Origin of the sequence: Bacillus sp. ISL-18 (assembly GCF_018613415.1) — a bacterium.
Lineage (GTDB): Bacteria > Bacillota > Bacilli > Bacillales > Cytobacillaceae > Neobacillus.
On sequence record NZ_JAGGQG010000032.1, the window covers coordinates 17,467 to 28,571 of the forward strand.

12 protein-coding genes are annotated in these 11,105 nt (G+C 33.0%); 8 read left to right on the top strand and 4 right to left on the bottom strand.

The window, feature by feature from the left end; translation table 11 throughout:
• Nucleotides 1-170: 170 nt before the first annotated feature.
• Together J7E81_RS29115 and J7E81_RS29120 are read right to left on the bottom strand one after the other, a co-directional pair.
• Nucleotides 171-1,091, bottom strand: a complete 921-nt coding sequence (locus J7E81_RS29115; protein ID WP_215047645.1) for an HD-GYP domain-containing protein — start codon at nucleotides 1,089-1,091, stop codon at nucleotides 171-173.
• A gap of 1,026 nt (nucleotides 1,092-2,117) precedes the next feature.
• Entirely contained in the window at nucleotides 2,118-2,288 is a 171-nt protein-coding gene (locus J7E81_RS29120; RefSeq protein WP_215047646.1) for an aspartyl-phosphate phosphatase Spo0E family protein, read from the bottom strand.
• Between the two features lie 254 nt (nucleotides 2,289-2,542).
• Here J7E81_RS29120 and J7E81_RS31030 point away from each other — a divergent pair, with 254 nt between their 5' ends.
• Nucleotides 2,543-2,674, top strand: coding sequence for a hypothetical protein (locus tag J7E81_RS31030; RefSeq protein ID WP_285292069.1), 132 nt, complete (start codon nucleotides 2,543-2,545; stop codon nucleotides 2,672-2,674).
• A 512-nt stretch (nucleotides 2,675-3,186) separates the two neighbouring features.
• On the opposite strand, the gene J7E81_RS29125 is transcribed toward J7E81_RS31030, so the two are convergent.
• Nucleotides 3,187-4,461, bottom strand: a complete 1,275-nt coding sequence (locus J7E81_RS29125; RefSeq protein WP_215047647.1) for an IS110 family RNA-guided transposase — start codon at nucleotides 4,459-4,461, stop codon at nucleotides 3,187-3,189.
• Nucleotides 4,462-4,678: 217 nt separating this feature from the next.
• On the opposite strand from J7E81_RS29125, the gene J7E81_RS29130 reads away from it, so the two are divergent.
• Nucleotides 4,679-5,020, top strand: a complete 342-nt coding sequence (locus J7E81_RS29130; protein ID WP_215047648.1) for a hypothetical protein — start codon at nucleotides 4,679-4,681, stop codon at nucleotides 5,018-5,020.
• A 29-nt stretch (nucleotides 5,021-5,049) separates the two neighbouring features.
• The gene (locus J7E81_RS29135; RefSeq protein ID WP_215047649.1) at nucleotides 5,050-5,244 is read left to right on the top strand and encodes a hypothetical protein; all 195 of its coding nucleotides are present in this window, start codon (nucleotides 5,050-5,052) and stop codon (nucleotides 5,242-5,244) included.
• 508 nt (nucleotides 5,245-5,752) lie between these two features.
• On the opposite strand, the gene J7E81_RS29140 is transcribed toward J7E81_RS29135, so the two are convergent.
• Nucleotides 5,753-6,193 (bottom strand): Lrp/AsnC family transcriptional regulator, encoded by a 441-nt coding sequence (locus J7E81_RS29140; protein ID WP_215047650.1) that lies wholly within the window; start codon nucleotides 6,191-6,193, stop codon nucleotides 5,753-5,755.
• A 121-nt stretch (nucleotides 6,194-6,314) separates the two neighbouring features.
• Between J7E81_RS29140 and J7E81_RS29145 the strand changes: the two genes are divergently transcribed.
• The 5 genes from J7E81_RS29145 (at nucleotide 6,315) to J7E81_RS31195 (ending at nucleotide 11,083) form a co-directional block, all read left to right on the top strand.
• Nucleotides 6,315-6,731, top strand: coding sequence for a carboxymuconolactone decarboxylase family protein (locus J7E81_RS29145; protein ID WP_215047651.1), 417 nt, complete (start codon nucleotides 6,315-6,317; stop codon nucleotides 6,729-6,731).
• Nucleotides 6,732-6,900: 169 nt separating this feature from the next.
• A complete protein-coding gene (locus J7E81_RS29150) occupies nucleotides 6,901-7,455 on the top strand; it encodes a cysteine hydrolase family protein (RefSeq protein ID WP_215047652.1) in 555 nt (184 codons plus the stop codon).
• A 354-nt stretch (nucleotides 7,456-7,809) separates the two neighbouring features.
• On the top strand, nucleotides 7,810-9,225 hold the full coding sequence (gene cshA / locus J7E81_RS29155) for a degradosome RNA helicase CshA (protein WP_215047653.1): 1,416 nt from the start codon (nucleotides 7,810-7,812) through the stop codon (nucleotides 9,223-9,225).
• A gap of 760 nt (nucleotides 9,226-9,985) precedes the next feature.
• Nucleotides 9,986-10,447 carry a CarD family transcriptional regulator gene (locus tag J7E81_RS29160; protein ID WP_215047654.1) on the top strand — a complete coding sequence of 154 codons (462 nt, stop codon included), beginning with the start codon at nucleotides 9,986-9,988 and terminating at the stop codon, nucleotides 10,445-10,447.
• A gap of 585 nt (nucleotides 10,448-11,032) precedes the next feature.
• Nucleotides 11,033-11,083 carry a hypothetical protein gene (locus J7E81_RS31195; protein WP_308162303.1) on the top strand — a complete coding sequence of 17 codons (51 nt, stop codon included), beginning with the start codon at nucleotides 11,033-11,035 and terminating at the stop codon, nucleotides 11,081-11,083.
• The last annotated feature ends 22 nt before the right edge of the window (nucleotides 11,084-11,105 follow it).

The following is an 11,105-nucleotide window of genomic DNA, read 5'->3' on the forward strand; positions in this document are numbered from 1 at the left end:
ACCTCTTTCAGAGAAGGGTTATTTTGTTGCATATAATCGGAGATAATCAATATATTTAAATTTTAACAATTCTTAACATCCATTATTTTATCAATATAAATTAGGGGTCAGGTAAATTTAATGATGACGAACTAAAATAATGAATATTTAATAACATAATTAATTGTTTATTATCTTTTCTCGCATAATTGATACTGATGTTCAAACAGGCTAAGAAAAATATCGACTATTTCTGGGTCGAATTGTGTACCTTTATTATTAAGTATTTCTTTTAGAATATGTTCAATATCTAGTTCATTTCTATACACACGTCTGGAAGACATTGCATCAAAGGCATCTACAACAGCAACTATTCTCGCACCTAATGGTATTTTATTTCCTTTTAATCCTGTGGGATAACCAGTACCATCGTATCTTTCGTGATGATATAAAATAATATCTAATACTCCATTATTTTTAAAAGTTGAGATATGCTTAATCATTTCGTAGCCAATAATTGGATGGCACTTTAAAATACTGTATTCATCATCTGTTAACTTGTCAGGCTTGTTCAAGATATATTCAGGGATACCAATTTTGCCAATATCGTGTAGTAAACCTCCAATACGAATGGCACTGCAAAAGTCACTTGATAGATTCATCTTTTTTGCTATTTCTACAGCGTATCTTGCAACATTTTCAGAGTGATGTTGGGTATAAGTATCTCTGGAATCTAAAGCATTGGATAGTGCTTTTGTTAATTCAATATTATCTTCTCTAACTTTTTGGGCATTTTTCATTAAACTAACTGAAATAAATGTTATTAAAAGATAGGTAAATAAATACGTTAGAAACGTTTCTACATTATTTTGTTTTTCTGGTATCAGAAAAAATCTGCAACTGACAACAAAAGTAGTAAGGAAGGCTATAGACAAATTAGACAAGTTATAGAAACCGATACCTAACAAAATGGAACTGAAAATATAAAGAATATAAGTGTTTGTTTCGTTTATAATCAAGCCGTTAAGTATAAAGCTCAAAAGCATAAGTATAATAAAACCACATTTAAAATAAATAGGATTATTAAATAAATGATTATATCTACTATTCATAACTACCTCTTTTTTTAAAGTAATGGTGATTTGCTTTCCTAAAGAAATGTTCTTGGAAGTGGAGCTAATTACTTGACGGTTGTGATGTTTTATGTCCTAAGTTTATACTTTTAAAGTATACCAGCAGCTAAGTTGTGGTGGATAGTTGAATGTTCTTGGTAATTAACTTAGGATAAATGGGTTTTACGCCCATAGCCATAAAATTTTGCAATAGATATATTCTTACCAATCAATAAATCAAGGGGAGTTTAGAGAATTTGACTTAAATTAAAGAGGGATTTAGACTCTAACGATAAGGAAATAAAGACCAATTAATAAAGTGAAATAAAAAAATTTATAGTGGATTTTTTAATATTTGGAGATATTAAAACATAATGGAACAAATTCAGGGAGAGGTGAAATGGTACATATGGCTTCAAAAAGGCACAAAGTATTAAATTTATTTTTAATACCATACCCTGGTTACATTGTTATTTATAGGTAAGCGTAGTATCAAACGTTATTCTTTGGCCGGTGTTTTTATAACTATTTTTGAAATTATAAATCATTTGTATGGACGTAAGAAGAAGTGGTGAGAATTTTACGATAAGCCAAAATCCCTTATAAGAGATGAACTTCCTTTTGATATTGGTCCATATTTTCCTATGTCTTTGTAGTTTCTTAAATTTTCATATGGAAACTTTAAAAAATTTGTATTTATTAATGCCATAGCTAATGGACTCTTTGCTTTTCTCTTAATCCCTTTCTTAAATAAAATTAAAATTGTTCGTCTAAATGAGTTAATTTATTCCATTCTTTATATATATACATTACAAAGCGTATATATTGTATGCCGTACAGTATTTATATGAAAAAGTGAAAGGATATAACTCTGTACTCGATAAATGATGTTAAAGTTACTCAACTACTAGAGGCTTTTGTTTATGATGATGATCGCTCAGCGATCATTTTTTTGTTGAAACTAACTGGCAAGGATAGTTCTATAAGAGATGCCTGCTTTAAGTCACTTTTGACATAAATTGAGAATTAGTTCATTAAGCCCTGATATCTTGTAATAAAGCTATCTAGTTTTTGACTAAGTTCAATTGTCTTTTTACTTGTAAATCCTTCTTTGAGTCCAGTCTCTGTTAACTCTTGTCGTAACAATTCAATCATCTGAATAAGGTTGCTTTTTTCAACACATTTTGAGGATGGCATTGTAAGTATGACTCCTTTTTACTAAATACTAGAAAATAGTAACAGAAAATAGGAGGAACAAACAAGTGTTTTCAGCGAAATCATACAATTAGTTTAATAATGCAACAATAGGTTGAATTTCGAAATACGAACAAAAGGTGTAATAAAAGCGAGTTGCTTATTCAAGTAACGTGACAGGATAGTTCAAAAAAAAACACAAAAAATGCAAAATATCGAGGATTGAATATGTTAAAATTTAGGGAAGGGGTGGTTGGATGAAAGAGGAAGATAAACCGTTTAATGATGTAAACGACCATTTTAACAGGATAGAAGGAAATGCAGGAAATCCAAAAAATGCGAAATTAAATAGGTTGCCAAAACCATTAAGATACTTTGGTACTTTATGATTGGTTTCATATCATTATCCATTCTTTTAATGATTATTCTAAATTATTAAGTTAACTAATACTGATTTTTATAGCCCAGCTGCTACTTTAGGCGGCTTTTTCTTATTGAACTCCCTCAGTATAATACGATTTTCTCCCGAAATACTCGCTTATTCGCAGGATTTCATATCCCTTGATTTGGAGTTAACAATTAGATGAAATGATTTCAGATCATTTTGGCTTCGTAAGGCATAGTGAAATAGAGGAGTGGATATAAACTCCACATTTTACCATATAATGTACATGCTCCACGCCGCCCCTGGAGGCTTTCCCTCCCATGTCTCAACGGGTCAATTGCCCTATCATTCCTTCGTCATGCCTATCCAAGGGGTGGAGGCCAGTTATGCTAACGGAATGGGTCTGTGCCCTTGTGTACAATAAATCTGGTATTCCGTACATATTTGAAATCCTACGAATAAGCCAACATTCGGTTAATACTTGTTTACTTTCATATTTGAAGCGGGTGCTAGTTGTTACGCTGCTAGTTCTGTTAAAGGTTGTACTTTCTCAGGACAATAGGTCTCGTTTCTACGTGCTATCCCTACAAAAATCCTTGCCAGCTTGCCGATTAATTTCATAATTGATTTCATTTTCTTCATTTTTTTAACTTTTACATTTTGAGAATGTATTGCTTGAAATTCTGGGTTGTTCATCACTAGGCTCATTGTTGCTAAGTAGAGGAATCGTCTTAGTCTTGATCGTCCACGTTTAGAAATGACAATTTGGCCTTTCCACTTGCCTGAACTTGCTTCAGCTAAATGCAATCCTGCATGGCGAAGAAGAGAATTACCGTGAGAAAAACCACTTAAATCTCCCGCCTCACCTAATATGCCAGCTAAAGAAATTTCACTAATTCCTTTTATGGTAAGGAGCTTCTTAGCGAAAGGAATTTTATTTAATGCTTCAGTAACTTGTTGTTCTACTCTTTCGAGTTGTTCTAAAGCTAAATCATATTCCTCTAATAACTGCTCTAAATGGAATTTATAAGCATCAAGTGCTTGTCTATTACCAACAGATTTCTTAGCTAACTGGAGGAGTAATAGGGCCTTTTTTAATCCAGGCTGCCTCTTCATTATTGATTTCCAACCTGTGATGACATCATGAGGCTGCATAGTTTCTAATTCCATTGGGGTTGGGAATAATCGAAGGGTTGCGATTGCGCCTTTACCTTTAATATCTTTGAATACTTGTCGTAGTTCTGGGAAAACAATATCTACCCATCGATTTAATTGATTGATAGAGCTCACAAGGCGTTTAACTGCTACATCACGGTTAGACATAAGAACCCTAAGTATTTCAAAAGATTCTGATGTGTACCTAACCTCTGAATAGTAACCGTTCTTCACCATATCAGCTATAACTAAAGCATCCTTTTTATCACTTTTTGATTGAGTATTATCACGATTTTCTTTATTCTTTTTTACTAAATGTGGGTTTACCGTTACTACCTCAATATTCTGTTTAGAAAGCCATTTTGAAAGATTGATCCAATAGTGTCCTGTTGGTTCCATCCCAACAATGGCTTCATCTAGATTGTTTAGTCTTTGAAGATCATTAATCCAGTTTAAGAAACTAGTAAATCCTTCTTCGTTATTTTTGAAGGTAAGTGTATCTCCGACTACAATTCCACGGAAATTTACGGCTCTTGCCACGTGAAATTGTTGAGCAATATCCACACCGACGACGAGATGTTTGACGGAAATTCTTTCTATTAGTTGATTTTGTTTGTTTTGCATTTTAAACTTCATAGTAGGGTTCCTCCTAAAGTTGTGAGTTAGAGTGGTGTCTATACTCATATCTTACTGAGGGACCTTATTTTTTTCAAAGTCGAAAAATAACGATCTACAGGAATGCTAAAGGATCAGTTTAATTTAATGAAGAAGAGCAATGTGGGAAGGTTAAGGAGTAAATATAAATATGATAATACTATGAAAAGAACTTATCTACATTAGTAGGAGGAATAAGATGATAGATTTAACAGATTATCTGTACAATAAGATAGAACCCATTATTGAGAGTTGGGATGATGAAGGAATATATGCATTATCTTTTTTTGTACATACAAATGAAGCTTTAGAAAATATTCCTACTTTTGCAATAAGTTATAATACCGAAGAAGATTGTGAACATAGTTCACAGCTTAGTGGGCAGAGATGGAATTATGCCTTTTGGAGACAAGATGAAATTGAAATTATTGGTGATGAAGAATCAACAACCATTTTATTACAATGGTATAAGGAAAATGGCATAAAAGATATTGGGTACGAGGACGAAACATTAATGATGATGATGATTATAATTATATAGGAAAAGGACCAAACGGATATTATGAGCTATTGCAAATAGTTTCTAATGTAGCAAAAAGATTGCACGATAATAAAGTTATTAGTAATACATTTAAAAGAGAAATACCCATCATTATTCACGATTTGGAATATTCTTGGTTTTCAGAAGAAGCAACGAAAAATGGAAACCCTAATGGAATAGCTGAAATATTCTTAGAAGCATTACGCCAAGGATTTCCAGAGTAAGGTATTAATTTTTTTGCTATCACTAACGGGTGCTTTTGTTGAGGATGATGATCGCTGCGTCGGTCATTTTTTCTTATTGAACAAACGGACAGGTTTGTGGAACTAGAAGGATTTTAGCTATTCAAGACAAAACTAACCATAGAGATAAATGCGAAAAGGTTAGGTGAAATATATTGGCATTATTCATAGGGGCAATGCTTATTTTGTGGGGGGGATTTATACTCTTTTCTTCCTTATTCAGAATGAAAAGTAAGGATTACAAAGACATTGGTATAAGTGGATTTATAGAATGGGATTTATTTTTTTAGTTATTAAGTAAACTTCCACTAAGAATATATATAAGTTTGGTGCTTTTAACTGGTGTTGCCTTCATAGTGCTGGGAATATTTATTGTTTTATAAAACGGATTAGTTCAACTATACGGGTACTTATGTTAGAGATGTGGTTGCTGCGGCGATTCTTTTTTTGTTTTTAAGCTAATTGGCAGGTTAGTTCAACAAGGATAAAATCAGTCCGAACCAATTCTTAAATTCGTCTCAACCTTAGAAAAAATGAAATGTGTTACCGTATGAGCATAAGGATTTACATCTTCAATAAATTCTTCTGCTTTGGCAAATGTATCGAATTGCATTTTAAGCATATAGCAGGCATTTCCCGCAATTCGGTAACAAAACTCTACATTGGGCAGACTTTCAATATATCTCTTAAAAGAATTATAATCTCCATTTTTGACTGTTGCTTCTATAATGCATTGAATAGGAAGTCCTAGTTTACTGTAATCAACTTCTAATGTATACTTCTTTATTACTCCAAATGACTCCATTTGCCTTACCCGTTCTGTTACAGATGGTGAAGATAAATTAATTCTTCTTCCAAGTTCACTCATCGATAATCGACTATTTTCGTTTAATTCATCTATTATATTCTTATCAATTGAATCTATTTTCATTTTTAATAAAAACCTCCGTTTTTTGTTAATTTTCAAAAGTATATATGTAAAAAAAGTTATATTTTTAATGCGATTATTTAAAAATGTTCGGTATAGTTAATTCTACAAGGAGGTAGTAATTATGGCAAGAATTAATGAATCTGAATTTGGGGAGACACCTTTTCAAAGACTTTTAGGACATAATACAGATGTCTTAAATGGATGGAATCAATTAGGAGAAGTGTTGGAAAAAGATATGAATCTATCTTCCCACCTAAAAGAACAAGTAAGAAGAACTTTAGCACAAAGTAATGGTTGTGAGTATTGCAAGGCAAAAGGAAAACCTGAACCCCATTTGTTCGATGAAAAAACGTCTATTGCAGTAGGTTTTGCAGAGGCTTTTTTAAAACAAAAAGGAAATATATCAGATGCTCAATTTAATGTGTTGAAAGAGTATCTATCTGATGCGGAAATTAGTGAGCTTTCTGCGTTTATCACTTTTACTACTGCTTCACAGTATTTTGGAGCCATTACGAAATTAGAGGCTGAGACAACATAATATAGACTTGCTATCGTTGATCAACGGATTCTTATGAAATAGGACAGGTTGCTACGGCAACCCCTTTTTCTTGTTCCATTGACTGGCAGGTTTGTTCAATAAGGAATTTTATTTACAAAGTGTTAATTGTATATTAGAATGTGATGCATTAAATCTTGGAGGGGAAAAAATGGATGAAATTGCTTTAATTATTATAGATGTACAAAAAGCATTTGATGATAAAAAATGGGGAGAACGAAATAACCTAAACGCGGAAAAAAATATAAGCAATATTTTAAAGTTTTGGAGAGGAAAAAATTGGCGGGTTATTTACATTCAACATATGTCCGATAATACTTCTTCGGTTTTTTATCCTAAGAATGAGGGATTTGAAATTAAAGAAATAGTTAAACCTATTAATGGAGAAGTAATTATAAATAAGAAAGTAAATAGTAGTTTTATTGGTACTAATTTAGAAGAGTATTTAAGAGAAAATCAAATATCAACAGTAGTTATAACTGGGTTAACTACACCTCATTGTGTATCTACAACTACTCGTATGAGTGGAAATTTAGGTTTCAAAACTTACCTGATTTCAGATGCAACTGCATCCTTTGGTATAAAGGACGAAAATAACACTTATTATAATGCTGAAACTATCCATAATGTATCTTTAGCTACATTACATAATGAATTTGCTACGGTAATTACAACAGAGAAATTAATTAATAAATTTAGTAACTAAACTTCTTAAAACGGGAGCATTACTGGAACAACGGTAATGCTTTTTCTTATTGAAGTAACTGGCAGATTAGTTTAAGTACAATCCTTCACAAAGTTTTTTTGAAAAAGCCTAAATTTGAATTTCAACACAAATTCTGTTTTTTTATTTTTTAAACCCACAAAACCCAAAATCACTGCAAAATCACTAATAAAAAGGGTACATATAACGGTAAAACAAATGGTAAGCATACTAACGAAAAGTCTTATTTGAATGAGGGAGGCTGAAAAGTTGTAAATATTGCATATAGATGTGCATTCAATCAAGGAGATTAGTCCAATATAAAAAATAGTAAGCACAAAGAAGGGGTTATTGAGTATGACAACATTTCAAGAAATGAGAATTAGTGAACCTATAATAAGGGCAATTACGGATATGGGATTTGAAGAAGCATCTCCTATCCAAGAGAAAGCCATTCCTATAGCATTGATGGGGAAGGACATTATTGGTCAAGCACAAACAGGGACCGGGAAGACGGCTGCGTTCGCCATACCTATCTTGGAGAAAGTGGATATGAGCAAAAAATATGTTCAGGCGATTGCCATTGCACCGACAAGAGAATTGGCTATTCAGGTTTCAGAAGAGATCAATCGATTGTCTAAATACATGGGCATAACCTCTCTCCCTATCTATGGAGGACAGTCGATAGATCGCCAAATTAAGGCATTAAAAAAGGGACCTCACATTATAACGGGAACACCCGGAAGACTTTTAGACCACATTAAACGTAGAACGTTGAAGTTAGACCGGGTTTCAGTAGTGGTTTTGGATGAAGCTGATGAAATGTTAGATATGGGCTTTCTGGAGGATATCGAACGAATCCTAAAAGAGACCCCTGAAGAAAAACAAACCTTGCTTTTCTCCGCAACTATGCCAAAACCGATTCAAATTCTTGCGGAAAGGTTTATGAACGATCCAGAGTTAGTAAAAATGAAAGCGAAGGAAGTTACCTCTCCGACCGTAAAGCAAATTTATTATGAGGTTAATGAACGGGATAAATTTGAAGTGCTTTGCCGTCTGCTGGACGTGGATAACCCAGAATTAGCCGTGATTTTTGGAAGGACAAAAAGACGCGTGGATGAATTAAGTGATGCATTGAATAAAAGAGGGTATCTTGCTGATGGATTACACGGAGATTTAAATCAACGGCAGCGAGATGATGTGATGAATAAATTTCGCGAGGGAAACATTGATATTTTAGTTGCGACCGATGTGGCTGCGAGGGGAATTGATGTTTCAGGGGTTACCCACGTCTACAATTTTGACATTCCTCAAGACCCGGAAAGTTATGTTCACCGAATCGGCAGAACGGGGAGGGCAGGTAAGACGGGGTTAGCTATCACATTTGCTACACCGAGGGAAACTGGACAGATCCGCAGTATTGAAAAAGCCTCTAAAGGAAATATCCAGCGCAAATCATTACCGACGGTAGCAGAGGCAAGGGAGTCTATGCAGCGAGCAGCAGTAGAAAAGATGATTGAATTGCTTGAAGAGGAGCAGTACACACAGTTTAAACATGCAGCAGGCGAATTGCTAGATCAGTACGATTCAACCGCATTAGTTTCAGTTGCCTTGAAATTGTTGTCTAAGGAAAAGAGTGATGTTCCTGTTCAGTTAACTTCAGAGACACCGCGATATGCCAAAAAGTCTAAAATAAAGGTACAAGAGAAATCTAGGAGAAACTATAAAGGGAATAGAGAATTAGGAAAGAAAGCGAGCAAGGGTAAACGGTAAAAAAACTTCCATGACCTCTTGAAAAAAAGAAAGCAATAAGAAATGAATATAAGAAGGATTATTCACTGGTTATAACAGCCCAGATATAAATAGAGAAGCTTATAGGACAGATAATGAGTAATATTGTGAAATAGAAATAATGTACTTAATAAATGTGGAGATTATTAAAAGCAAATTATGTTTGTTAAATACGTACCTATGGGTCAACTGGTCAACCAGTATATATCAACTTAGGAAACAATATAAATCTAGGAATTGGTTCTATTCGAGTATACTTTCCAAATGGTAATGAATTTGAAGGAATCGGTATTGAACCTAACATTGGAGTAAACCTATCTAGAGAAGACATATATAATAAAATGAATCCTTTAATTAAAAAGGCTTTGGATTTAGTGGAATAGAATTAACTTTAATTTTCAACTGAGAATTGAAACAATTTCTTTTTTAATTTGTGAAATGATGTACTTAAACAAGCTGGGTGCGATTGCTGAACAAGGCAGTCGCTTTTTGTGTTATTTGCGCAGGAAGGTTTTATAAAGAATAATAATATTAAGGTTAGTAGAGGTTTCAGAATATACTCGGGAAAATCTACCTTCCCTTTATTGGTAATCCGACACGATTCCTATTGTTTTTGCTTTTTCTGATCTTTAAAGAAAAAGTGGTTGACACAGAAAATAATTTTATGATAAAATTAAAAATTTGATAAAAAATAATATATATGTTAAGGTTAAGTAGGTTACCATATATGGAGGTGGATTATTTGTTTCAAATTGGCGATAACATTGTTTATCCAATGCACGGAGTAGGTATAATTAAAGCCATAGAAGAAAAGGAAATCTCAGGGGAAAAACAACAGTATTATGTCATAAAAATGTTAATCGGTAATATGCAAGTCATGATTCCTATGGGTAAAATATTGAGTTCAAGTATACGCCCAGTTACTGACATAATAGCATTAAAACACATCATACACATTTTTCAGCATGGAGAATCAGATAGATTACTTCCGTGGAAACAAAGGTATAAAGTGAACATGGACAAAATAAAAACTGGTAAAATACAAGAAGGTGCTGAAGTTGTGCGTGATTTAATGCGTATGAAGAAAGAAAAAGCACTTAATACAAGCGAAAAAAAAATGTTGGATAACGCACATGAATTTTTGATTAGTGAACTGGGATTGATTAAAGGGATCACTGAAAATCAAATAAATAGTTTCTCTTAAGGTTAATGTTAATTATAGATAATGTATTACATCTCCCGAAAATATCCTGAATTTTTTGGGAATATGATTATTATTAAAAGTAAATCTTTACAAAGACAGTCAACTTCTTCAGCTCACTATTAGAGCATTAACCTCTTTTGTTATTTCTACAATCTAATCCATTTTTATTATTTAAATTTCTTTTACGAACGTTTGAAGTTTCATCAAATAACTCGATAAAATAGTCGCTTGATTTTTGCAATCCTGATTCACACAGGCACGGACAAGGAGCCGTAAGGATGAAAGAGAGGTAGGGCTTTCATTGTTTTAGGTATACAATATATTATCTAAGTCATTATTTCTAGAAGAAAAAAACAATCAATCTCACCTCTATCTTTAAGAATTTTGTACATCTACTGAGACAGTGAATAGTAATTGTTTCTTCTTTACGTAAAAGAGATATACGAATTGGTAAACACCATATGGTCAAATACAAAAATGGTTTCCAGACCAGGAAACCATTTTTTATTTTATTTACATAACAATAGAAAAGATTACTGATGATGGTTTTAATCCTTTGATGAAGGGCAACGCGTACAATTTGATATTCTAAAAGGACAACGTGGCTCTCAAGCAGAAAACGTTTCTAAAATATAATTGATCTCCTACCCCTTTGTAA

What these genes read in the sequence shown, in the direction of transcription:
- J7E81_RS29115 (WP_215047645.1), bottom strand. Translation starts at nt 1,091, where the DNA reads ATGAATAGTAGATATAATCATTTATTTAATAATCCTATTTATTTTAAA.
- J7E81_RS29120 (WP_215047646.1), bottom strand. Translation starts at nt 2,288, where the DNA reads ATGCCATCCTCAAAATGTGTTGAAAAAAGCAACCTTATTCAGATGATT.
- J7E81_RS31030 (WP_285292069.1), top strand. Translation starts at nt 2,543, where the DNA reads ATGAAAGAGGAAGATAAACCGTTTAATGATGTAAACGACCATTTTAAC.
- J7E81_RS29125 (WP_215047647.1), bottom strand. Translation starts at nt 4,461, where the DNA reads ATGAAGTTTAAAATGCAAAACAAACAAAATCAACTAATAGAAAGAATT.
- J7E81_RS29130 (WP_215047648.1), top strand. Translation starts at nt 4,679, where the DNA reads ATGATAGATTTAACAGATTATCTGTACAATAAGATAGAACCCATTATT.
- J7E81_RS29140 (WP_215047650.1), bottom strand. Translation starts at nt 6,193, where the DNA reads ATGAAAATAGATTCAATTGATAAGAATATAATAGATGAATTAAACGAA.
- J7E81_RS29145 (WP_215047651.1), top strand. Translation starts at nt 6,315, where the DNA reads ATGGCAAGAATTAATGAATCTGAATTTGGGGAGACACCTTTTCAAAGA.
- J7E81_RS29150 (WP_215047652.1), top strand. Translation starts at nt 6,901, where the DNA reads ATGGATGAAATTGCTTTAATTATTATAGATGTACAAAAAGCATTTGAT.
- cshA (WP_215047653.1), top strand. Translation starts at nt 7,810, where the DNA reads ATGACAACATTTCAAGAAATGAGAATTAGTGAACCTATAATAAGGGCA.